This window comes from Pandoraea anapnoica (assembly GCF_902459765.1).
In the GTDB taxonomy this organism is placed as follows: domain Bacteria; phylum Pseudomonadota; class Gammaproteobacteria; order Burkholderiales; family Burkholderiaceae; genus Pandoraea; species Pandoraea anapnoica.
Map to the genome: position 1 here is coordinate 187,928 of NZ_CABPSP010000014.1, position 23,394 is coordinate 211,321.

General features: G+C 60.6%; 23 protein-coding genes. 20 read left to right on the forward strand and 3 right to left on the reverse strand.

The annotated features are described in order from the left end of the window. The first annotated feature begins 12 nt into the window (after window positions 1–12). The 5 genes from PAN31117_RS21475 (at window position 13) to arsH (ending at window position 3,752) form a co-directional block, all read left to right on the forward strand. A complete protein-coding gene (locus PAN31117_RS21475; protein ID WP_150739986.1) occupies window positions 13–891 on the forward strand; it encodes a CoB--CoM heterodisulfide reductase iron-sulfur subunit B family protein in 879 nt (292 codons plus the stop codon). Between the two features lie 163 nt (window positions 892–1,054). Beyond that, the gene (locus tag PAN31117_RS21480; RefSeq protein ID WP_150739987.1) at window positions 1,055–1,390 is read left to right on the forward strand and encodes an ArsR/SmtB family transcription factor; all 336 of its coding nucleotides are present in this window, start codon (window positions 1,055–1,057) and stop codon (window positions 1,388–1,390) included. Between the two features lie 104 nt (window positions 1,391–1,494). Next, entirely contained in the window at window positions 1,495–2,559 is a 1,065-nt protein-coding gene (arsB, locus tag PAN31117_RS21485; RefSeq protein WP_150739988.1) for an ACR3 family arsenite efflux transporter, read from the forward strand. A gap of 9 nt (window positions 2,560–2,568) precedes the next feature. Next, window positions 2,569–2,991: an arsenate reductase (glutaredoxin) gene (gene arsC, locus PAN31117_RS21490; protein ID WP_150739989.1), complete on the forward strand. Its 423-nt coding sequence runs from the start codon at window positions 2,569–2,571 to the stop codon at window positions 2,989–2,991. Next, a complete protein-coding gene (gene arsH / locus PAN31117_RS21495; protein ID WP_150739990.1) occupies window positions 2,988–3,752 on the forward strand; it encodes an arsenical resistance protein ArsH in 765 nt (254 codons plus the stop codon). The genes arsC and arsH overlap by 4 nt, the downstream gene beginning before the upstream one ends. 12 nt (window positions 3,753–3,764) lie before the next feature. Here arsH and PAN31117_RS21500 read toward each other — a convergent pair whose 3' ends face one another. Continuing rightward, a complete protein-coding gene (locus tag PAN31117_RS21500; RefSeq protein ID WP_150740026.1) occupies window positions 3,765–4,685 on the reverse strand; it encodes a response regulator in 921 nt (306 codons plus the stop codon). A 49-nt stretch (window positions 4,686–4,734) separates the two neighbouring features. Further along, window positions 4,735–8,154: a hybrid sensor histidine kinase/response regulator gene (locus tag PAN31117_RS21505; protein ID WP_150739991.1), complete on the reverse strand. Its 3,420-nt coding sequence runs from the start codon at window positions 8,152–8,154 to the stop codon at window positions 4,735–4,737. A 196-nt stretch (window positions 8,155–8,350) separates the two neighbouring features. Between PAN31117_RS21505 and urtA the strand changes: the two genes are divergently transcribed. The 15 genes from urtA to PAN31117_RS21580 all read left to right on the forward strand — a co-directional run bounded on the left by urtA (window position 8,351) and on the right by PAN31117_RS21580 (window position 22,782). Next, a complete protein-coding gene (gene urtA / locus PAN31117_RS21510) occupies window positions 8,351–9,622 on the forward strand; it encodes an urea ABC transporter substrate-binding protein (RefSeq protein WP_150739992.1) in 1,272 nt (423 codons plus the stop codon). Between the two features lie 55 nt (window positions 9,623–9,677). Further along, window positions 9,678–10,595, forward strand: a complete 918-nt coding sequence (gene urtB / locus PAN31117_RS21515) for an urea ABC transporter permease subunit UrtB (RefSeq protein ID WP_150739993.1) — start codon at window positions 9,678–9,680, stop codon at window positions 10,593–10,595. A 106-nt stretch (window positions 10,596–10,701) separates the two neighbouring features. Further along, entirely contained in the window at window positions 10,702–11,898 is a 1,197-nt protein-coding gene (urtC, locus tag PAN31117_RS21520; RefSeq protein ID WP_150739994.1) for an urea ABC transporter permease subunit UrtC, read from the forward strand. 3 nt (window positions 11,899–11,901) lie between these two features. Then, on the forward strand, window positions 11,902–12,645 hold the full coding sequence (gene urtD, locus PAN31117_RS21525) for an urea ABC transporter ATP-binding protein UrtD (protein WP_150739995.1): 744 nt from the start codon (window positions 11,902–11,904) through the stop codon (window positions 12,643–12,645). 14 nt (window positions 12,646–12,659) lie between these two features. Then, entirely contained in the window at window positions 12,660–13,349 is a 690-nt protein-coding gene (urtE, locus tag PAN31117_RS21530; protein WP_150739996.1) for an urea ABC transporter ATP-binding subunit UrtE, read from the forward strand. A 72-nt stretch (window positions 13,350–13,421) separates the two neighbouring features. After that, the gene (gene fmdA / locus PAN31117_RS21535; protein WP_046292383.1) at window positions 13,422–14,660 is read left to right on the forward strand and encodes a formamidase; all 1,239 of its coding nucleotides are present in this window, start codon (window positions 13,422–13,424) and stop codon (window positions 14,658–14,660) included. Window positions 14,661–14,738: 78 nt separating this feature from the next. Then, a complete protein-coding gene (locus PAN31117_RS21540; RefSeq protein WP_150739997.1) occupies window positions 14,739–15,107 on the forward strand; it encodes an FmdB family zinc ribbon protein in 369 nt (122 codons plus the stop codon). A gap of 76 nt (window positions 15,108–15,183) precedes the next feature. Continuing rightward, a complete protein-coding gene (locus PAN31117_RS21545; RefSeq protein ID WP_150739998.1) occupies window positions 15,184–16,221 on the forward strand; it encodes an aliphatic amidase in 1,038 nt (345 codons plus the stop codon). Between the two features lie 103 nt (window positions 16,222–16,324). Beyond that, window positions 16,325–16,741: a MarR family winged helix-turn-helix transcriptional regulator gene (locus PAN31117_RS21550; RefSeq protein ID WP_246189205.1), complete on the forward strand. Its 417-nt coding sequence runs from the start codon at window positions 16,325–16,327 to the stop codon at window positions 16,739–16,741. Between the two features lie 203 nt (window positions 16,742–16,944). After that, entirely contained in the window at window positions 16,945–18,279 is a 1,335-nt protein-coding gene (locus tag PAN31117_RS21555) for an LLM class flavin-dependent oxidoreductase (protein ID WP_217429690.1), read from the forward strand. Window positions 18,280–18,362: 83 nt separating this feature from the next. After that, window positions 18,363–19,403: an ABC transporter substrate-binding protein gene (locus PAN31117_RS21560; RefSeq protein WP_150739999.1), complete on the forward strand. Its 1,041-nt coding sequence runs from the start codon at window positions 18,363–18,365 to the stop codon at window positions 19,401–19,403. Between the two features lie 2 nt (window positions 19,404–19,405). After that, a complete protein-coding gene (locus PAN31117_RS21565) occupies window positions 19,406–20,215 on the forward strand; it encodes an ABC transporter ATP-binding protein (protein ID WP_217429692.1) in 810 nt (269 codons plus the stop codon). Then, window positions 20,212–21,012 (forward strand): ABC transporter permease, encoded by an 801-nt coding sequence (locus tag PAN31117_RS21570; protein WP_150740000.1) that lies wholly within the window; start codon window positions 20,212–20,214, stop codon window positions 21,010–21,012. Before PAN31117_RS21565 ends, PAN31117_RS21570 begins: the two co-directional genes overlap by 4 nt. Continuing rightward, on the forward strand, window positions 21,005–21,823 hold the full coding sequence (locus PAN31117_RS21575) for an ABC transporter permease (RefSeq protein ID WP_150740001.1): 819 nt from the start codon (window positions 21,005–21,007) through the stop codon (window positions 21,821–21,823). The genes PAN31117_RS21570 and PAN31117_RS21575 overlap by 8 nt, the downstream gene beginning before the upstream one ends. A 44-nt stretch (window positions 21,824–21,867) precedes the next feature. Beyond that, the gene (locus tag PAN31117_RS21580) at window positions 21,868–22,782 is read left to right on the forward strand and encodes a sulfurtransferase (protein ID WP_150740002.1); all 915 of its coding nucleotides are present in this window, start codon (window positions 21,868–21,870) and stop codon (window positions 22,780–22,782) included. 146 nt (window positions 22,783–22,928) lie between these two features. Here PAN31117_RS21580 and PAN31117_RS21585 read toward each other — a convergent pair whose 3' ends face one another. Next, on the reverse strand, window positions 22,929–23,348 hold the full coding sequence (locus PAN31117_RS21585) for an Hsp20/alpha crystallin family protein (protein ID WP_150740003.1): 420 nt from the start codon (window positions 23,346–23,348) through the stop codon (window positions 22,929–22,931). Window positions 23,349–23,394 lie beyond the last annotated feature (46 nt).

Genomic DNA, 23,394 nt, shown 5'->3' on the forward strand with positions numbered 1-23,394 from the left:
TGAGGCATTGCCATGCGAATCGCTTTTTATCCCGGGTGCAGCGCCCGTACGACTTGTGGTGAGTTATTGATGGCCACGCAGGCGGTGGCCGAACGGCTGGGCATCGAGTTGGAGACGCTCACGTCCGCGACCTGCACCGGGAGCCGCGAGATTCGCGCGGCCGACGCGGAGCGCTTCGTTGCGCTCAACGTGCGGATCATCGCGCTGGCGGAGGAACGCGGCCTAGATCTGATGACGATCTGCAATACCTGCACGCTGAACCTGCTCGAAGCCAAGCAGCGCGTGGACAACGATCCCGCGTTGCGCGCACGCATCGACCGCAAGCTGGCAGAGGAGGGACTGGTCTACCGTGGGACGGCGCGCATCACGCACTTTCTCTGGTATCTGCTTGAGGAAGTCGGGGAGACGCGGTTGCGTGCGCTGGTGAAAACGCCGTTGTCGTCGCACAAGATTGCCGCGTTCTACGGATGCCATATCGTCCGGCCGCCTTCGGTGTACGGCGACACGGATGCACGCGATGTCCAGTCGATTGAAACGCTGGCGCAGATTCTGGGATGCACGACCGTCGACTACTCCGGCAGGACAGCTTGCTGCGGCTTCCATTGTTCGGCCCAGAGCGACGTGATTCCCGTCAAGCTGAGCGGGCGGCATGTGGCGTCCGCGAAAACTGCCGGGGCGGACGCCATTGTCACCCCGTGCCCCCTATGTCATACGGTGCTCGACACCTATCAGGACGACATGGCGCGCGACCTCAATACGCCGCTGGATCTGCCCGTCCTCCACTTGCCACAGCTTGTCGGCCTCGCGCTGGGTATTGAAGCAGCGGCGCTCGGGATCGACAGACATGTGGTGCGGGTGGAGGAGATTCGGTGGGTGCAGAAGTGGGTGTAGTCTGCCTGGAAAGCATTGTGGGATAAGGGATTGCGAATCGTCCTTGGGGAGGGGCGGGCTGGCGGTCGTCTGAACGCTCTCCTGAGGAAGTCGTCGCCAAGCAAGTCCGGCTGTCTCAGGAAATTCATTTGAGGATCTTCCATATTTCGACTATATTCGAAATATGGAAACGAACAACGTACTCAGCGCCCTTGCCGCGCTCGCCCATTCGGTCCGTCTGACGGTCTTTCGCCTGCTGGTTCAAGCGGGGCCTGAGGGATTGCCCGCCGGTCGGATCGCGGAATTGATGGACATGCCCGCATCGTCCTTGTCGTTTCACCTCAAGGAGCTTCATCGCGCTGACCTGCTGACGAGTCGTCAGGAAGGCCGGTCGATCATTTACATGGCGCATTTCGAGACCATGAATGCATTGCTCGGCTATCTCACGGAAAACTGTTGCGGTGGTGTGCCGTGCACGCCCGAGTTCATCTGCAAGCCGGTCTCCGGGTCTGGATCGTGACGTACGTTTGTGTCCGCGAGGGTGAGGCCGATTGTCCGGCGCGTTCGCAATCGTCTGCCATTGTTGCTGGACGACGTGACTGAGCGCTTTCTGAAGGAAATTCGATGAGCTTTACGCAAAAGACCGACCGGATACCGCAATCCGGAGCTATCGGTGTGTTCGAACGGTATCTGACCCTGTGGGTTGCCCTGTGCATCATCGCGGGAATTCTGCTGGGGCAGCGGTTACCGGGCGTTTTTCGCACTATCGGTGCGATGGAGGTTGCTCAGGTCAACTTGCCTGTCGGACTGTTGATCTGGGTGATGATCATCCCGATGTTGATCAAGATCGATTTCGGTGCGATGGGCCAGGTTGCCGGTCATTGGAGGGGCATCGGCGTTACGTTGTTCGTGAACTGGTTCGTCAAACCGTTCTCGATGGCGCTACTAGGTTGGATTTTCGTGCGTCACGTGTTTGCTGACTGGCTTCCGGCGGACCAACTGGACAGCTATGTGGCGGGTTTGATCCTGCTCGCGGCGGCACCGTGCACGGCGATGGTTTTCGTCTGGTCGCAACTCTGCAAAGGGGACCCGTATTTCACCCTTTCGCAAGTCGCGCTCAATGACGCCATCATGGTTGTGGCTTTCGCGCCCGTTGTCGCGCTGTTGCTCGGCCTGTCGTCGATTTCGGTGCCGTGGGATACGCTCATTACATCGGTCGGGCTGTACATCGTCGTGCCGGTCTTGATTGCACAAGCTATCCGCAAAGCGTTGCTGGCTCGCGGGGGGGCCACGTACAAGCGAGTTGTCAGCGCGTTGGGACCGTACTCGATTACCGCGTTACTTGTCACGCTCGTTCTGCTTTTCGGCTTCCAAGGAAATGCCATCGTAGAACAGCCGCTGATCATCTTGCTGCTGGCAATTCCGATCCTCATTCAGGTGGTGTTCAACTCCGGTCTGGCATATCTGCTTAATCGCAAGTTGGGCGTCGCTCACTGCGTGGCAGGCCCGTCGGCGCTGATTGGGGCAAGCAACTTCTTTGAGCTGGCGGTTGCAACGGCGATCAGCCTGTTCGGTTTCAAGTCCGGTGCCGCACTCGCCACTGTTGTGGGCGTATTGATCGAAGTGCCTGTCATGCTCCTGGTCGTGAGCGTCGTCAATCGATCGCAACGCTGGTACGAATCGCAATAAGGAAATGTCATGCCCGTCACCATCTATCACAACCCCGCATGCGGCACGTCGCGCAACACGCTGGCATTGATTCGCAACGCGGGAATTGAACCTACCGTTATCGAGTACCTGGGTTCGCCGCCGGATCGTCAAACGTTGAAAAGCATGATTCACGACGCTGGGCTGTCAGTGCGCGAGGCTATTCGGGAAAAGGGGACGCCCTATGCCGCGTTGGGCCTTGACGATCTGTCGTTGTGCGATGACGCGTTGCTGGATGCAATGCTTGCAAACCCAATCCTTATCAATCGTCCGTTCGTGGTGACGGAACTGGGTGTTCGCCTTTGTCGCCCCTCAGAGCTTGTGCTGGACATTCTGGCCGCGCCGCAAAAGGGCGCCTTCACGAAAGAGGACGGCGAGGTTGTGATTGACGCCGAGGGTCGGAGGATCAAATGAGAACTGATTTTCCGAATGTGCGCGATTCAGCATTTGACGTGCCGGATATCCAAAGACTCGAACCGAGCAGTGTCAGCAAACATGCGCCGCGCATTCTCTTGCTCTACGGCTCCTTGCGCGCGACGTCATATAGCCGCCTGCTGGTTCAGGAGGCCGATCGGATTCTGCGGCGGTTTGGTGCGGAAACACGCATCTTCGATCCCGCGGGGTTGCCTTTGGCCGATAGCGTTGCGGCGGATCACCCCAAGGTGGTCGAGTTGCGAAAGCTCTCTGAATGGTCGGAGGGGCAGGTGTGGTGCAGCCCGGAGCGTCACGGGACATTGACCGCAGTCTTCAAGAACCAGATTGACTGGTTGCCTTTGGAGATCGGAGGCATCCGCCCGACGCAAGGTCGCACGCTTGCAGTGATGCAGGTCAGCGGTGGATCGCAGTCGTTTAACTCGGTGAATGCACTGCGTGTGTTGGGGCGGTGGATGCGCATGGTGACGATTCCGAATCAATCGTCGGTCGCGAAGGCCTATCAGGAGTTCGATGCTGAAGGGCGCATGAAGCCGTCCTCATACTATGACCGTGTTGTCGATGTCATGGAGGAGCTATACAAGTTCACCTTGTTGGTCAGGGACCGGACGGATTACCTCACGGACAGGTACAGCGAGCGCAAGGGGGCCGCACCGGCTGTGGCGACGACGCTTGCCACCGCAGCCATGACGCACGAACGCGACGCACACTTTGGAGATGCCGACAACGGCGAAGTCGGGTGAGCGGGGCGTATGTCACCGCGTGGGATCGGCGAGTGCTTTAACAGCTAGCGCCGTCGCGGCGGTGCGGGTTTCCACCAGGAGTTTTCGGAACAGGTGTTCCACATGCTTGTTCACGGTTCGCGACGCCATGCCGAGAATGTCGCCAATGTCCCGGTTTGTCTTGCCGCGCGACACCCATAGAAGGACTTCGGCTTCGCGTGTGGTCAGGCCGAAGCGAGACGACAGCGCATCGCGGGAAACGGAGTCATCTGTCTCGGAAAGCATGACGATCCATTCACCCGCCGCCGGTGCCGGGGTGGCGGTGACGGAGCGGCGGACGTTGCCTGCCGTGAACTCCTGCACGGCATCCGACCGGGCGCCGTGCGCGAGCCAGTCGACAAACCAGTTACGTAACGCAGCGGGAAGCCGGGCAGTCGCCGACAGCGGGTCCATCGGGGCAACGGTTTGATCGACGTATGCGGCGATCTGCCGTGCCGCTTGCGGGCTGCGCCAGAGAATCGTCCCGTCACAGGACACGATCAGCGCAGCGCGAGCGTTTAGCGACAGCGCCACGTGCGCATAGGCTTGTGCACGCGAACGCAGCACATGAGCACCGATTCGCGCACATACCTCCTCCGGCCGCACTGGTTTCGTCACATAATCGATTCCGCCAACGCGAAATCCCTTCACCACATGCTCGCTTTCCGTGAGCGACGTCATGAATATCACCGGCAGGTGCTCATGTCGATTGTCCCGCTTGATACGCAGGCAAGTCTCGAACCCGTCCATGTCGGGCATCATGGCGTCGAGAAGTACGACATCGGGCGTGACTCGGGACAGGCACTTGAGCGCGGCTTCCCCGCTCAATGCAACCAGCACCGTGTAGCCGTTCGCCCGCAAGGTGTCTGAGAGAAACGCGAGATTGTCGGGCGTGTCGTCCACGATGAGCACAATAGGACGCTCTCCCAGCCATTCAGATGTTTCACTGACATGCATGCGAGGCTCAGATATCGTAGGGGCGGGGCAGGCAGTCAAGTTCATTCTCGAGATCCCTAAGTTGAAAGCGCTCCGCGAGCGCGCGCAGTGCATCGATTTGCCGCACCAAAGCGGGATGATCTTTGCGCGCGGCATCGAGTAGATCCACCACGCCTTGCACATATCCGACGTCGAGATGCTCGCGTATGCCCCGCAATATCGGCTCCGGCAAGGCGAGCCTGAGTTCCCCCACAGACTGCGCAGGCGTGTAAGTCACGTCCGATGTTTTTGAAGAAACCCATTCGAGCGATAGCAATTGTGCAAGCTTGTCGAGCAGCAGGTTCACGCGCAGTGGTTTGGCCAGGTACCCGGCGCATCGTGTCGCACTGGCACGTTCGCGGTCATCGGCGAAGGCATTTGCCGATAGCAGGACGATGGGGGCAGCAGACAATTGGTTCTCGCTGATCAGACGACTGGTCTCGTAACCGTCCATCAGCGGCATGGATATGTCCATGATGATGGCGTCGGCCAAGTTCCCTCCGAGCCATCGCAGTGCTTCCGGGCCACTGGCGACTTCAGCGACATCGAAGCCGAGCGGTGTGAGCAGTTGGACCACGATGCCTCGCTGGTCCGCGAGATCGTCCACCACCAGAATGGTGCGGCGCGGTCCCACATACCCGCAGATGCCTGCCAGTTCCGTGTACATGTCGGGCGGGCTTTGTATGGCCGGCGCGAACAGCTTCACTACAAAGCGTGTGCCACGTCCGACCTCGCTGTCGACTTCCAGACTGCCGCCGAGCGCGTGGGTCAGCAGTCGGCAGATCGTCAACCCCAGACCCGCGCCATGATCGTCCGCATGGGTAGCGTTTCCGCGCTCGAACGGCAGGAACAGCCTCGCCATTTCCTCCTGTGGGATACCGGGGCCAGTGTCGATGACTTCGAGCTTCAGTGTGTCCATGGCGTGACTCACGCGCAGAGTCACTTTGCCCGCAGCGGTAAAGCGAATCGCGTTGCCAATCAGATTGGTAAGAATCTGCCCGAGATACTTCTGATCGCACTTGACCGCGGCGGGAAAGCGGCCGATGACCTGCACATCGAAAGCCAACGCTTTTTCCATCGCGAGAGGACTCATCATCGACGATACATGGGAGACGAAGTCGTTCAGTGAGACTGCCGTAATGTTGAGCTGAAGCTTACCCGCTTCGATGCGTGCAACGTCCAGCAGTCCGTCGACAAGTGCCAGCAGGTGCTCTCCACTTCGATGAATTGTGCGAACGGCGTTATAGCGAGTCGCAGAGAGCTCGTCCCTGGCTTGCATCAGGAGCTGCGCGTAGCCGAGGATACTGTTGAGTGGTGTACGAAGCTCATGACTGAGTCCGGAGACGTAGCGACTCTTGGCCTGATTGGCGGACTCGGCGGCCGCCGTGGCGCGCTTGAGGGCTTCGTCTGTTTTCTGATGCGCTTCGATTTCCTGCATCAGCAAGTCGTTTTGCCGCTGCGACTCCTCTTCCGTGACGCGCCGACTCTCTCGCTCCAGTACGAACCACCATGCTGCGATGCACCCGACAAGTGCGAGTGAAAAGAATATTTTCAAAAAACTGCTTGCGACGACGTCGACTTCGGCGGTGCGGATCGACGCGACGCTTTGCGACCAGATCAGATAGAGCACGCTTGCGAGTACGGCAAGGATCGAAAACAAGAGACTCGCGTATCGAATGAGACGCAGTGCGGTCGGTCCGAGCCGAACATTGGGAAAAATTCGATGCAGCGCATGGTTTGCTTGCGCTGAGAAACGAGCATGCGGTTTGCAGCGATCGTGACAACGCGAATCCAGGGAACAACAAAGCGAGCATATCGTGCCGCCATATGCAGGACAGTGCGCCGTGTCTTCAGGTTCGAAGGCGTGCTCGCAAATCGCACAACGCAGCGACGTCGCGTCGCCGGTCGAATGCGGCTTTCGGGCGAGATAGTATTTGCCGCGCGTTCCAATGGCGATGAGCGGAGCGCAAACGAATGCCGCCCCGAAGGCCAGAAACAGCGACATCGCCTCCCCAAGTTCGCCAAACACCCCGGCACGCGCTGTCAGCGCAGCGACGACACCGAACAGCATTGCGCCGAGGCCCACAGGGTTCACGTCGTAGAGGTGCGCGCGCTTGAACTCGATGTAACGTGGACTGAAGCCAAGCGGTTTGTTGATGACGAGATCGGCACACAACGCACCGACCCAGGCGACAGCCACGTTCGCATACAGCGACAGCACCTTGCCGATAACCTCGAAGACGCCGATCTCGACGAGCAGCAACGCAATCATCACGTTGAAGACGAGCCAAACTACGCGTCCCGGATGACTATGGGTGAGACGGGCAAAGAAGTTCGACCAGGCAAGCGATCCGGCATAGGCGTTCGTCACATTGATCTTGAGCTGGGAGACGATGACGAACAACGTCATGGTCGGCAATGCCCAGCCTGCCAGCCCCACCGGATCGAGCAAGATGTGATAGGCGACGAGATACATCTGCGTGGGCTGTGCTGCCTGGCCGACATCGACTTCGTTTTGAATCGCGACGAAGGCAAGGAATGCGCCGCCGAGCATTTTCAGCGCGCCGGGTACGATCCACCCCGGCCCGGCGGACAGGAGTGCCAGCCACCACCTTTTTTTGTTTTTCGCCGTCAGGGGCGGTAAAAACCGAAGATAGTCAACCTGCTCGCCGATCTGCACGATCAGCGCGAAAACGACGGTCGACGCCTGCCCGAAAGCAATGATGCTGAACGCACGGCCTTGCGGCGCAAATCCGGCAAAGGTGGTCCATTCACGTACCAATCCAGGGTGATGCCACAGTACGGCGACGTAGGGCGAGACGAAAAGCAAGATCCACAAGGGCTGCGTCCAGCTTTGCAGCCGGTTGATGAGTGTGATGCCGAACATCACCAGCGGAATCACGATGAGCGAACTCACGACATAGGCAATCGCCAGCGACATGTGGAAATAGAGCTGCAACGCGAGCGCCATGATGGCCGCTTCGAGCGCGAAGAAGAGGAACGTGAAGATCGCATAGAGGAACGACGTCACCGTAGAGCCGATGTAGCCGAATCCTGCGCCACGGGTGAGCAGATCCATGTCCACGCCGTAACGCGCCGCGTAATAGCTGATCGGCAAGCTTGTCAGAAAAATCAGGATCGAGACGACCGCGATGGCCCAGACGGCGTTCGTGAACCCATAGTTGATGACAAGGCTCCCGCCGATGGCCTCGAGCACCAGAAAGGACACGCCGCCGATAGCCGTGCTCGCGACGCGCGCTTCGGACCATCGCCGAAACGAGCGCGGTGTGAAGCGAAGCGCATAGTCTTCGAGCGTTTCGTCGCCGACCCAGGCGTTGTAGTCGCGCCGCACCTTCACGATGCGCTGCGTGCTGGGCGCACGGGCTAAATTTTGGTGCATCTCGGCCATGACGACGGGAAGACGATCCTGATTGGTGCAAAAAGCGTCGGGTACTAACGGCAAAGCAAATTACATTCCATCGCGCCTCCGAGGGAATACGTCAATCGACGTATTTCGAGCGTCAATTTGGCTCCCTACATTGCGTCCAACCCCTTGAAACCAGCCCGCTGCGCCTTTGCACAGGGCCCAAGACCAGGAGAACGTGATGTCCGCAGACGATCAATTCGATGATGAGCGTATGGCTTCCCCGTTGCGCAGACGACTGCTCGGTGGCCTGGCTGCCGCGCCGCTCATGGCGCTTGGCCTGCCGCGCACGTCGTTCGCGCAAGTGCCGCCGACGGCAAAGGTCAATACGACGGGGCTCGCCGTGACGGACACTACTGTCACGGTCGGTCAGTTGCACTCCGCGACCGGCACGATGGCGATCTCGGAGACGGGGTCGATTCAGGCCGAGCGTCTTGCTATCGAGCAAATCAATGCGATGGGCGGTGTGCTCGGCCGCAAAATCAACATCATTCAGGAGGATGGCGCCTCCGACTGGCCGACGTACGCCGAAAAGTCGAAGAAGCTGTTGGAGAACGACCACGTCGCAGCGGTCTTCGGCTGCTGGACATCGGCCTCGCGCAAGGCCGTGCTTCCCGTGTTCGAGAAGGACAACGGGTTGCTGTACTACCCCACGTTCTACGAAGGTCTGGAGCAGTCCAAGAACGTGTTCTACACCGGTCAGGAAGCTACGCAGCAGATTCTCTGGGCGCTCGACTGGGCGTCGAATACAAAGAAGGCCAAGACCTTCTTCCTGATCGGGTCCGACTACATCTGGCCGCGCACGTCGAACAAGATTGCGCGACGTCACATCGAGCAACATCTGCACGCGAAGGTGGTCGGCGAGGAGTATTACCCGCTCGGTACCACCGAATTCAATTCGCTGATGAACAAGATCAAGCTCGCGCGCCCCGACTGCATTTTCGCGACGGTGGTGGGCGGCTCGAACGTGGCGTTCTACAAGCAACTCAAGGCCGCCGGTATTACGCCTCAGAAGCAGTTCCTGCTCACGCTCTCCGTGACGGAAGACGAAGTGCTCGGCATCGGCGGAGAAAACTTCGCGGGCTACTACTCCTCGATGAAGTACTTCCAATCGCTGGATAACGACAACAACAAGAAGTTCGTTTCGGCGTTCAAGGCGCGCTATGGCGCGAAGTCGGTGATCGGCGACGTCACGCAGGCCGCTTACCTCGGGCCGTGGATCTGGAAAGCCGCATGCGAGCGTGCGGGCAGTTTCGACGTGAACAAGGTTGTGGCCGCTTCGAAGGACATTGAGTTGGCTAACGCACCGCAAGGTTACGCAAAGGTCGACGTCAACCACCACTTGTGGAGTCGCTCGCTGATCGGTGAAGGGCAGGCGGACGGTCAGTTCAAGGTGGTGGCCAGTTCGCCGGAACCGATCCATCCGGATCCGTTCCCGAAGGGCTACATGTAATCCGTCAACCTGCACAGGCGCGATGGCCGCCGGGTCGTCGCGCGAGGAGCGTCAGATGTCCGCCAACGACATTTTCAATATCACGCTGATGCAGGGCTTCGCGGGACTGAGCCTGTTCAGCGTTCTCCTGCTCATGGGGCTCGGGCTCGCCGTGATCTTCGGTCAGATGGGCGTCATCAATATGGCGCACGGCGAGTTCATGACCATTGGCGCCTACACCGTCTACATGTTTTCGTGGGTGACCCAGAACGTCTGGCCGGTGTTTGCGCCGGTGTACTTCTTTTTCGCCATCGTCGCCGCCTTCGTGCTCGCTTTTGGTGCGGGATGGCTCGCGGAATGGGCACTGATCCGTCACCTGTATCGTCGCCCGCTCGACACACTGCTTGCCACCTGGGGGCTGAGTCTTGGTATGCAGCAGGTGTTCCGCTCGACATTTGGCCCCAAGGAGGTCAGCCCCGCGCTGCCCGACTGGCTGATGGGGTCGTGGGAACCGACACCGGGCCTCGATATTCCGATCAGCGGCATGTTTGTGATGGCGCTGGCGCTTGTGATGACAGGGGGCTTGTTGCTCGCGCTTTACCGCTCACGCTGGGGGCTGAGGGTGCGGGCGACGGTCGCAAACCGGCCCATGGCGAACGCTGCAGGCATCAACACGCGCCGCACCGACCGCATGACGTTCGCCATTGGCTGCGGTATTGCCGGGGTGGCGGGGGCGGCGTTCACCGCGATCGGTTCCACCGGACCCACAAGCGGCTCGCTCTACATCGTCGATTCGTTCCTGGTCGTGACGTTCGGCGGCGCTGCGAGCCTGCTCGGTACGGTCGCGTCTGCGTTCGGCATTGCGCAGATGCAGTCGATCAGCGAGTTTTTCCTTTCCGGCTCTATCGCGCGTGTCCTCACGCTGCTGACCGTTGTGGTCATTCTGATGTTGCGCCCGCAAGGCTTGTTCGCGTCCAAGGTCCGGCGCGTCTGACGTGCTTATCCGAATGAAACCCGCTGACAACCGGCGCAGCGCGGGCCAACAAGCGGCGATCTCATCAACCGATCGTCTACCGATCCATCTGTATGGAGAGATGTATATGGAACCCATCCAAACCGCGGCGGGCGGCGTCTCCCTCCGGGCCGAAGCCGGGGAAGCGCATGAAGTGCGCGAATCGCGCGTGGCGCCTCGCGGGTGGCGCGCGCTCGCGGCGCGCTTCGACGCCTCGGGCTATGCGGGCATCGCGATCCTCGCGCTACTGATTGTCGTGGTGTTCCCGATAGCGCTCGACACGTTTCGGCTGAACCTCATGGGCAAGTACCTGACGTACGCGTTCGTCGCCATCGGGCTGGTGATCGCATGGGGTTACGGTGGGGTGCTCAGCCTCGGTCAGGGCGTCTTCTTTGGCCTCGGGGGCTATGCGATGGCGATGTTTCTCAAGCTTGAGGCATCAAGTGCCGCGGCCACGAGTACGCAGACCACCCCCGGCATTCCGGACTTCATGGACTGGAATCAGCTCACGGCATTGCCAGATTGGTGGAGACCGTTCCACTACCTTCCGGTATCGATTCTCGCGGTGCTGTTCGTACCGACTGCGCTCGCCTTCGTCATCGGCTACGCAATGTTCAAACGACGTGTAGGGGGCGTGTACTTCGCCATCATCACGCAAGCTGTCGCCTTGATTCTTTCGGTGTTGATCATCGGGCAGCAGGGCTATACCGGAGGCGTGAATGGCATTACCGATCTGCGCACGCTGCTCGGCTGGGACATTCGGACAGACCATGCGAAGTTGATTCTCTATTTCGTCAACGCAGCACTGCTGATCGTCGCGTTGCTGGCGTGTCGCTGGGTGCAGCGAGGCAAGCTGGGCACGCTCTTGCTGGCCATGCGCGACAAGGAGGACCGTGTGCGCTTCTCGGGATATGACGTCTCGATGTTCAAGGTCTTCTCGTTTTGTTTCGCGGCAACGCTTGCGGCTGTAGGCGGCGCGATGTTCACGCTCCAGGTCGGATTCATGTCGCCGTCGTTTGTCGGCATCGTGCCGTCCATCGAGATGGTGATCTATGCGGCAGTCGGGGGACGGATGTCGCTGGTCGGCGCGGTATACGGCGCAATCCTCGTCAATCTCGGCAAGAGCTGGTTTTCCGAGAGCTTTCCGAACCTCTGGCTGTACCTGATGGCCGCCATGTTCATCGGTGTGGTGATGGCCTTCCCGAACGGTCTGGCAGGACTTTACGAGGCGCATGTGCGCCCGCGCATTCGCCGATTCCTCGGCGTTGAGAAAAGGGAGGCGTGACACATGAGCAACACTGACTTTCTTCTGGCGATTGAAGATCTGAGCGTGTCGTTTGACGGATTCAAGGCCATCGATTCGTTGAATCTGTATCTGGAGCGAGGCGAACTGCGTGTTGTCATCGGGCCGAATGGGGCCGGAAAAACAACGCTACTCGATCTCATCTGCGGCAAGACGAGGGAGACGACGGGCAGCATCAAGTTCCGCAATGAAGAAATCACGAAGCTTGCCGAGTTTCGGCGTGTGCACAAAGGTATCGGGCGAAAGTTCCAGACACCGTCGATTTACGAAAACCTGAGCGTCGCTCAGAACCTCGAAGTGTCGTTTCCACGCGGGCGAGGTGTGCTGGGAGCGCTTTTTTACCGGACCGACGCAGAGGTTGCCGATCGCGTGCGCGCGGTCGCCGATGAAATTGGGCTTGCGGCATTACTCGATCTTGAAGCCGGTCTACTTTCGCACGGACAGAAGCAGTGGCTGGAAATCGGCATGCTGCTGATGCAGGATCCCGAGCTTTTGATGCTCGACGAGCCGATTGCAGGCATGAGCGCGCGCGAGCGTGAGCTGACGGCGGAGTTGCTCGACCGGATTTGCCGTCATCGCTCGATGATCGTCATCGAGCATGACATGGCGTTTGTCGAGCGTATTGCGCATAAGGTCACCGTCATGCATCAGGGGAAAATTCTCGCCGAAGGCCCAATGGCCAAGGTGCAGTCCGATCCGCGCGTGATCGACGTTTATCTTGGGCATTGATCGGAGGACACATCATGTTGGAAGTCGACGATCTCGTCGTCAGCTATGGCCAGAGCGAAGTGCTGCACGGTATCGGCTTTACCGTCGCCAGCGGTGAAAGCGTGGCGGTCATGGGCCGCAACGGCATGGGTAAGACGACGCTGTTCAAATCGCTGATCGGCATGTTGCCCGCCAATCGCGGCACCGTGCGAGTCGGCGGTGTGGATGTCTCGAACGCAGAGAGCTATCGACGTGTGGCGAGCGGTATCGGCTATGTCCCGCAGGGGCGTCAGATCTTTGCTTCGCTCACCGTCGAAGAAAACATTCAGACCGGGCTTGAGTATGCAGGGAGTCAATCGGTTCCCGACGATCTCTACGCACTGTTCCCCGTCTTGTTCGATATGCGCCGCCGCAAAGGCGGCAACCTCTCCGGCGGTCAGCAACAGCAGCTCGCGATTGCTCGTGCGCTCGCCACGAATCCCAAGGTACTGCTGCTCGACGAGCCGACCGAGGGTATCCAGCCCTCCGTTATCAAAGACATCGCGCGCGCGCTCAACCAGATCCGTACGGCACGCAACATCGCCATCGTGGTCTCCGAACAGGTGTTGAGTTTCGCCATGGACGTTGCGGACCGACTGTTCGTGATCGAAGGCGGGCGCTTCGTTCATCAAAGTACGCGCGAAGCCGGTGATACCGACCGTATCCGCGAATACCTCTCTGTGTAACCCGGCGCCAGATGGCGTCATTTCGATTGCCGGTGTGTGCCACATCGACACTTAACATCAGGAGCGAGTGCAATGGCCGAAACTCTCATCAAGGTCGACCTGAACCAATCCGCGTACGAAAACGAGCAGGTGCACAACCGTTGGCACCCGGACATTCCGATGGCGTGCTGGGTCAATCCCGGCGACGACTTCATTCTCGAAACGTATGACTGGACCGGTGGTTTCATCAAGAACGACGACAGTGCCGACGACGTGCGCGACATCGATCTGTCCATCGTGCACTTTCTATCGGGGCCCGTGGGTGTCCATGGCGCCGAGCCGGGCGACCTGCTCGTTGTCGACCTGCTCGACATCGGCGCAAAGTCCGATAGCCAGTGGGGCTTCAACGGCTTCTTCTCGAAGACGAATGGCGGCGGCTTCCTCACCGACCACTTTCCGCACGCGCAGAAGTCGATCTGGGATTTCCACGGGCTCTACACGAGTTCGCGCCATATCCCCGGCGTGAATTTTGCCGGGCTGATTCACCCGGGGCTGATCGGTTGTCTGCCGGATCCAAAATTGCTCCAGACCTGGAACGAGCGCGAAGTCGGCCTCATCGCAACGGAGCCAGATCGCGTTCCGCCGCTGGCCAACCCGCCTTTTGCCGCAACGGCACATATGGGCAAGCTCACGGGCGATGCGCGGAATCAGGCCGCAGCGCAGGGGGCGCGCACCGTGCCGCCGCGCGAGCATGGCGGCAACTGCGACATCAAGGATCTGTCGCGCGGCTCGAAGGTGTTCTTCCCGGTGTATGTCGACGGTGCTGGCCTTTCCGTGGGGGATCTTCACTTCAGTCAGGGCGATGGTGAAATCACGTTCTGCGGCGCCATCGAAATGGCGGGATGGGTGCACATGCGCGTGAACGTCATCAAGGGTGGCATGGCGAAGTACGGTATTCGAAATCCGGTGTTTCAACCAAGCCCCATTACGCCTGCATACAACGACTACCTGATTTTCGAAGGTATCTCGGTCGACGAGCAGGGAGGGCAGCACTATCTGGACGTCACGGTGGCTTACCGTCAGGCGTGTCTGAACGCCATCGAGTATCTGAAGAAGTTCGGTTACTCGGGCGCGCAGGCCTATTCGTTGCTGGGGTGTGCACCGGTGCAGGGGCACATCAGCGGTGTCGTCGACATTCCGAACGCCTGTGCGACGTTGTGGTTGCCCACGCAGATCTTCGACTTTGACATTCGTCCCAATGCCGATGGGCCGATTCGTCATGTGAAGGGGGGCGTGGACATGCCGTGTTCGCCGGATCTGGTGAAGGCCTGACGCAGCGCTCGTCGCCCGCGTTGTCATGAAGGATCGCAGACGACGTTCGCAAACAATATGAGGCATTAGGAGGCTGACATGCCGATTTACGACTTCGAATGTGCGACGTGCGGACCGTTCGCCGTCATGCGACGTATCGCGGATCGCGACACGCCGTGCCACTGCCCGGAATGCGGCAGTGAGGGATCGCGCGTGATCACGGCGCCGTCGCTGGCGTTGATGGGGAGCGCGCGCCGCACGGCACACGCGACGAACGAGCGGGCAGCACACGCGCCACGTCATTCCGGCGACGGGCCTTCGTCTCGTCACCGGCCGGGGTGTAGCTGCTGCTCAAGCCCAAAGGTGTCACTGCCTGGGGCATCCGGCGGGACTGGGTCGATAAGTGGGACCGGTGCGGCGGGCGGGCTGAAACGTCCGCAGGGGCGGCCCTGGATGATCAGTCATTAATGCGTTGACTTGATTCGCTGCGGCCCCACGGGCCGGTTGTGCGAATGGATTGAGACACTTTAAGGAGAAGGAATCCATGCGACATGGGGACATTTCGAGTAGCCGCGACGGCGTAGGCGTTGCGGTCGTCAACTACAAGATGCCGCGACTTCATACCAAAGCCGAGGTATTGGAAAACGCGCGAAAGATCGCCGACATGGTGGTCGGTATGAAGCAGGGATTGCCCGGCATGGATCTCGTGATTTTTCCCGAGTACTCGACGCACGGCATCATGTACGACCGACAGGAGATGTTCGATACGGCGTCGACGGTGCCGGGGGAGGAGACCGATATCTTCTCCGCAGCCTGTCGTAAAGCGAACGTCTGGGGCGTGTTTTCGCTCACCGGTGAGCGACATGAGGATCATCCGAACAAGGTGCCGTACAACACCCTGGTGCTCATCGACAATCGCGGGGAGATCGTGCAGAAGTATCGCAAGATCATGCCGTGGACGCCCATAGAAGGCTGGTATCCCGGTGACCGTACTTATGTGACCGAGGGACCTAAGGGGCTGAAGATAAGCCTGATCATTTGCGATGACGGCAACTATCCCGAGATATGGCGGGACTGCACGATGAACGGCGCCGAGTTGGTGGTGCGCTGTCAGGGGTATATGTATCCGGCCAAAGAGCAACAAGTGCTTGTGGCAAAAGCAATGGCATGGATGAACAACACCTATGTTGCGGTGGCGAATGCGACCGGCTGGGACGGTGTCTATTCGTACTTTGGTCACTCGGCGATTGTCGGCTTCGATGGCCGGACGTTAGGGGAGTGCGGTGAGGAGGAGATGGGGGTGCAGTATGCCGAGCTCTCCGTCAGTGCGATTCGCGACGCGCGCAAGCACATGCAATCGCAAAATCATTTATACAAGTTGCTCCATCGGGGGTACACGGGAAGTATCAATTCGGGTGAGAGCGTGAATGGCGTGGCGCAATGCCCGTTCGGTTTCTATCGAGACTGGGTGATGGATCCCGAAGGCACGCGACGCAGAGTAGAGGCGATCACCCGCAACACGCCTGGCACGGCAGAGTGCCCGATAGACGGCATTCCGCACTCAGTTGAGTCAGGGCATTGAAGGGGACGTTGCAGGCTGACGGGTCGAGTCGCTCTGGTGCGGGCACTGTCCGTGTGCGCCGCACAAGCGTCGACGCTATGGTTCGAATCATACGAATCCGAAGGTGAAAACTCGTAGTTTGGGATTCATGCAGGCAACGCTCGCGCAGACGCGGTATTCGGCGTCGGCTGTTCACGCGATCATGGAAATCGGCGCACGACGTTGCGTGACATCCGCCTATCTGGGCGAATACCTGAAGTTGAATAAGTCGAGCGTAAGCCGAATGGTGCGAAAACTATTGATTGCCGGAGAGCCGAAGGAGACACCCGGTCGAGACGACGCTCGCAAAAAACTGTTGTCGTTGACGCCGCGCGGCAGACGTACGCTTGCCGCGATCCACGCGTTCGGAAGACGCCAGGTCAGTGGCGCGCTGGATCATATGAGTGAAGCGGAACGGGACGCAGTGGTTCGAAGGCTGGCAATTTACGCACGGGCGCTGCAGGCGGTCGGGCAGAGGGAGCCCGACCACCTGACGACGTGACGCGGCATCGGTTTTCTGTATTTGCTTAGCAGCGATTCGAATTTGTTAACAAGTCGGGCACTCATATACTGTTTTCGAACAGGCGGCGCCGTTCTCCGGTGCCGCCTCAAAGTATTGGCAGTGCTACGGGAAGACTGAGACAGGCGTAGCCCAAGGCTCTTCCGCGCGCCGATTGTCGAACATGTCTTTTCGGATATTGCAGTATGTCGAACGCATCCTCGCGTCAAATGCATCTGGCCGCCTATGTCATGGCTGGCCCGGTTTCCGGCCATCACGGCGGCTGGCGTTACCCGTCTGCGCAGCATGACATTCTGTCGGTGCGCTTCTATCAGGAAATTGGTCGTTTGCTCGAAGCCGGCCGCTTCGACATGCTTTTCCTACCCGATATTCAGGCGCTGCCCCGCCGACTGGGCGATAGCCTCGACTCGCAACTGCGTCATGGTGCACTCGGTGCGTTGCGTCTCGACCCCATCGTCGTACTCTCGGCACTCGCCGGAAGTACTCGGCATCTCGGACTTGCTGCGACGATCTCGACGTCGTACTTCACACCGTTTCACGTGGCACGTGCGCTCGCGTCGCTCGATCATCTGAGTGCCGGACGCGTCGCGTGGAATATCGTTACCTCGTTTCAGGACGCAGAAGCCCGCAACTTCGGGCTTGAGGAACAACTCTCGCGCGAAGACCGCTATGACCGCGCGGACGAGTTCGTGGAAGTCGCGTGCAAGCTGTGGAACAGTTGGCGCGATGGCGCTCTCACGCTCGATCGCGAGACGCCCCAGTTTGCCGATCCTGCGCAAGTCAGCCCGATCTCGCATCGGGGCAAGTGGTTCAATGTGGAGGGACCGCTCAACGTCAGCCGTCCGCCGCAGGGCAGACCCGTCTTCATTCAGGCCGGCGCATCGAGCCGCGGACGCGATTTCGCCGCAAAGTGGGCCGACGTCATCTTCGTCACGCACTCGTCGCAGGACTCGGCGCAGACCTTCTATCACGACATCAAAGCCCGAGCCGCACATCACGGTCGCAACCCGGACGACGTGAAGATTCTCCTGGGCATGGTGCCGGTTATCGGCGAGACCGAAGCGATTGCGCGCGACAAGCAGGCGCTGCTCGACGATCTCTGCGATCCGGAGGCCGGTCTCTCGACACTTTCTTATCAGCTCGACATCGATCTCTCGCCGTTCCCGCAGGACGGCGTGCTGCCCGATCTGGAAGTCGGCGGCGTGCAGGGCCATTACAAGGAGGTGGCGGAACTCACGCGTAAGCAGGGCCTGTCGTTGCGCGAGATCGGCAAGCGTTACGGCATCGGGCCGCTGCGCGATTTCAACGGTACCGGGGACGCCGTCGCCGAGGTCATGCATCAATGGTTCGACGCACGCGCCTGTGACGGCTTCATGGTGCAGATGCCCTATCTGCCGGGCGGTGTCGAGGACTTCGTGCGCCTGGTCATTCCCGAGCTTCAGTCGCGAGGCGTGTTTCGCCGGGAATACGCGGGCGACACGCTTCGCGATCATCTCGGCATCGCCCGCCCGTCGCATTGACGTACTGAACATCGCCCCGCATGGCGACCCGAACGGCGACCTGAATACGCCGCAATTTCCCGCTTCTCGCAATTCAACATCTCATGGCACACGACGACACCCAGCGGCACTCGCGCCGCCAATTCATCAAGCAAAGCGCAGCGGTCGCGACAGCCCTGTCGTTTCCCATGATCGCGCGCGCCGCGCCACCGCTGATTCGCTATGCGACGGCGGGTGTGGTCGGTCCCGGCGAGCTCGAAACAGTCATTACCAGCGACTGGTTTAAGGCCAACGTACTCAAACGTCATGGCAAGGAGTATGTGATCGAGACGACGACGGCGCGCGGCACGCCAGGCGTGGCGACATTGCTGGCCGCCGAGCAGGCCGACATCGGTACGCTGGCATTTACGAGCCTGGCGACCGCAGTCGCGCAGGACGCGGTACCGGGCGGCGTGACTGCCATTGCCGAAATCCATCGCGACGCGGTGCAAGGCTATGCGTCCAACCCGTTTGTCGTGCTGACGGACAGCCCGGTGCGCGCCATTGCCGACCTCAAGGGCAAAAGCGTGGCAGTGAACGCCTTCAACGGCAGCGTCGACATCATTCTGCGCATCGCGTTGCAAAAGCACGGCCTCGATCCACGCAAGGATGTTCGTGTAGTCGAGATGCCGTTCGGCAACATCGGGCCGGCGTTGCGCCAGAAGCGTATCGATGTGGGCGTGCTTGCCATGCCGTTTCAGGTCGACGAAGCGAAGAAGGGCGGCATTCGTACGGTGTTCGACGCGGTCGGCGTCGTGCCGCCGTATCCCGTCCTGTTCCAGAGTGCCCGCACGCGCTTCCTCACGGAAAAGTCCGCGGCCGTACGTGCATGGCTGGCCGATTACGTCGACGCGCAACGCTGGATTTACGATCCGGCCAATCGCAAGCAGGTGGTGGCGCTGACGGCGGACCTCGCAAAAACGCCCGCCGCGTCGCTCGATGAGTATTTCCTCACGGCCAAGGACTTCTATCGCGATCCGAACGCGACGATCTCCGCCGCGAGCCTGCAGCCCCCCATCGACGCGATGGCGCAGTTGGGGCTGTTGCCCAAGCCGGTCAGGATTGCGGCGAACGTGGACGCGTCGTACCTCCCGCGCCGGACCTGAGGATGAGCACCGTGCATGACGCCATGGCGGCCATCCGCATCGCCGGTCTGTCGAAGGTCTTCGACAGGGACGGCGAGCGCGTGGTCGCGCTCGACAATATTGCGCTGGATGTCCCGACCGGCAAACTGGTCTCGCTCGTCGGCCCTTCCGGTTGCGGCAAGAGCACGCTGCTTTACATCCTCGGCGGGTTCGTTGAAGCCTCTGACGGGGTATGCACGACCTTTGGCGAGCGGATCACGGGGCCGGGTGTCGACCGTGGGGTGGTCTTCCAGGAATACGCGCTGTTCCCATGGCTCACCGTCGCGGAGAACATCGCGTACGGCCTGCGCCGCAAGGGTACGAGCCGCGACGAGATCGAACGGACGGTTGCGCGTTATGTCGATCTCATCCATCTCAAGGGCTTCGAGCGGCGTTATCCGCGCGAACTCTCGGGCGGCATGCGTCAGCGTGTCGCGCTCGCACGCACCTTCGCCAGCGATCCGAAGATTCTCCTGCTCGACGAACCATTCGGCGCGCTCGATGCGCAAACGCGTGAATTCATGCAGGACGAATTGCTACGCCTGTTCGAACGTTCGGGCAAGACGGCGTTACTTGTCACGCACGACATCGACGAGGCGGTCTATGTGTCCGACACGATCTACGTCATGTCACGGCGGCCTGGCCGAATCGTCAAACGCGTGGACGTCGATCTGGATCGCACGCTCGGGCGCGAGGCGACCATGCTGTCGCAACGCTTTTCCGAACTGCGCAACGACGTCTGGATGTCGGTGCGTGAGCAGGTGAGGGGCGTACCGACGGAGGAGCCGTCATGACATCTGCGCTAGCGGCAGGGCGGCGCTGCGTGCCTGCGTTGACCGGGTTGCTGGCCGTCGCGGTGTTGTTCGTCGCCTGGCAGGCTGCCGCGTCGGCCCATTGGCTGGCCGACGGCTTTGTTCCATCGCTGGCTGACATCTGGCGTGCGACGATGCATCTGGTTCGCACCGGCGAGATCGGGGTCAACCTGTTCGCGACGTTGCGCGCCGGCGCGTGGGGACTTGCCGCAGGCATCCTGACGGGCGTGCCGCTTGGTCTGTCGATGGCGTTGTTGCCTGTCTTCGATCGCATTGTCACGCCCGTGGTGCGTTGCACGTATGCGTTGCCAAAAACGACGCTGATTCCACTGCTGGTGCTGTGGTTCGGCGTGGGCGGCGCGACCAACGTCATTGTCATTGCGATAACTGCGGCGTTGCCGCTGATCGTCTATTCGCTGCGTGGCGCGCGCGAAGTGCCGCGTGTTTTGCTATGGAGCGCGAGCTCTCTGGGAACGTCGCGGGCGGGCTTGCTGTGGCGTGTCGTGTTGCCCGCAGCGTTGCCTCAGATCCTGACCGGCGTGCGGGTGGCTCTCGGGTTCACGCTGCTGGTCGCTATTTCCTGCGAGATGATCGTTGCGAATCAGGGCATCGGGAAATTGATCGGCCAGTACGGCGATCAGGGCAGCTACGACTATTTGTTCGCGGCGCTGTTCGTGACGACGGTCGTGGCGTACGCGCTCGACGCCTCGCTGCGCGGGTCGACAAGTGTCCTGTTGCGCTGGCACGAATCTGGACAACGAGGACAGCGACGTGGCTGACACGCTCGAATTCACGGAAGTCTCCGTCCCATCGGGATCGCCCGGCGCGCGCACAATGGCGCGTCGGCTATGGCACCTGTCGCAGCCCTGGCTGGTGTTGCTCGCGGTGCTCGGCGGATGGCATCTCGCCACTGCCCATGAGTGGGTTCGGGCGGTTTTCCTGCCGTCACCGAGCGTCGTATTCGCGACACTCGTGCATCTCGTCGTCTCGGGCGAGCTCTGGGCGACCTTGGGCACGAGCGTGCTGCGCGCGGTGGTGGGCGTTGTCGCGGCGGGCATCGTGGGCGTTCCGCTCGGATTCGCCATGGCCGAATTTCGCGTTTGCCGCTGGTTGCTTTCGCCTTATGTGGCGTTCGGTTTCCCGCTGCCCAAAATTGCACTGATCCCGGTGTTTACCGTCTGGCTCGGCATGGACAGTCTGTCGAAGATCGCGCTCGTGTTCGCCACATGCGTGTTCCCGTTCATCGTGGCCGCCGAGTCGGGGGCATCGCTGGTCTCGCCGAAGTTGCGATGGGCTGCGCAGTCCCTGGGTACCCGAAAGGGCGCGCTGTTCCGCCACGTGGTTTTGCCCGCCACGGTACCGGCGTTGCTGTCAGGTGTTCGCATTGCATTGCCGATCGGCCTGATTACCGTATTCACCGCAGAGATGGTCACCGGTGGCGGGTTGGGCGAAGCCATCGTGCAGGCGCAGCGCTATTTTCAGTCGGCGCAGGTGTACGCCTACGTGCTGGTCACGATGCTCGTCGGTTATCTGGCCGACGCTGCTATTGCCCGCGTGCAGCGCCGCTTCGCAGCCTGGGCCGAGGCATGAATGCTTGATGAGGGCTAGGACAGGCTGAATTTCTGGAGTTTTCGATGTCGCATGAAGCATCTTCCGCCGGGATCGTCCCGGGGTTTCTGGTCTCGACACAATGGTTGTCGGAAAATTTGCACCGACCGGATTTACGTCTGTTCGATTGCAGCGCCACGATGGTGGTCGATCCCGTGATTCAGCAGCGCGTGCAGCCGGAGCGCGCCGCGTTCGAGGCTGGTCACATCCCCGGTGCCCGGTTCATCGATATCGATGCGCAGCTCTCGGATCGGCACCATCGATTCCATTTAATGCTGCCACCGCCGGAGGCTTTCAAGGCTGCCGTCGAAGCGCTGGGTATCGGCGACGACAGTCTGGTCGTGATCTACAGCACTGGCTCGATCTGGTGGGCGACGCGCGTCTGGTGGATGCTGCGAACGTATGGATTTACGAATGCGCACGTGCTCGACGGCGGGTGGTCGCGATGGATTGCCGAGGGTCGCGCGGTCGAGTTGGGCGCGGGTGTCGTTGGCGAGCGCGCAGCGGGCGTCGAGTTCACGCCGACGCCGATACAGCCCTATGTGGCGCAGCGCGAAGACGTCGAACGTGTTGTGAGTGGCGACGCCCTGACGCGCTTGGTCAACGCACTTCGTCCCGCGCAGTACAGCGGCGAGGAGCTGCCGCGCAAGGGGCGGGCTGGTCACATTCCCGGGAGCATCAATATCCCGGCCGCCAGCTTGCTCGACGCCGCCAGCGGGCGTTTTCTCGATGACGACACGCTGCGTGCGCGCTTCGCAGCGGCGGGCATCAACGATGATGCCTCCGTCATCGCATACTGCGGCGGTGGGGTGTCGGCGAGCCTCGTAGTCTTTGCGCTCATGAAGATAGCGCATCCGAACGTGCACCTTTACGACGCATCGCTCGGGGAGTGGGGCAGTGAACCGGAGCTCCCGATGCAGCTTGAGGTTACAGCGGGTTAGCGGCTCCGTTCCTCACTGCGCTGTTCCCGCGCCGTCACCGCTTCGTCAGCCAGAACACGGACGAAGCGAAACGCCGAATGACGCCGATTGTGCGAATTACGACGGACGAGCGGCCCGCTCGCCCGTCCGATCCATCCCGATGTTACTCAGCCTGCGGTAATCTCGATCCGCCGGGGCCTTGCCTCGTCGCGACGCGGAATCGTTAACCTCAGTACGCCTTCACGCAATTGGGCATCGATGCGCGACACGTCGAAATCCGAGCTCAGCGTGAACGTGCGCGCGAAGTGCGGGTTGCGAATTTCCCCATGCTGGAGTCGCAGCCCCGATGGCGCGGGCACGACCGCCTGCGCCTCGATGCTCAGATTCCCGTCCTGTACCCGCACGTCCAGCGTCTCGCGCGCCACGCCCGGCAGGTCCGCATACAGGGTAATGCCGTGGCTGTCCTCGAAGATGTCGACCGCAGGCGCGAGACGGGTGCGCGATTCGCTGGCCTGCTCGTTATCGTTCTTGGTGGTTGCTGTACCGGCTTGCTTTGTCGGTACGCTCAGTTCGGTGTTGCTGTTCATGATGTCCTCCGTCATTCACTGGGCGGGCGTCATGCCCGTCAGCCTC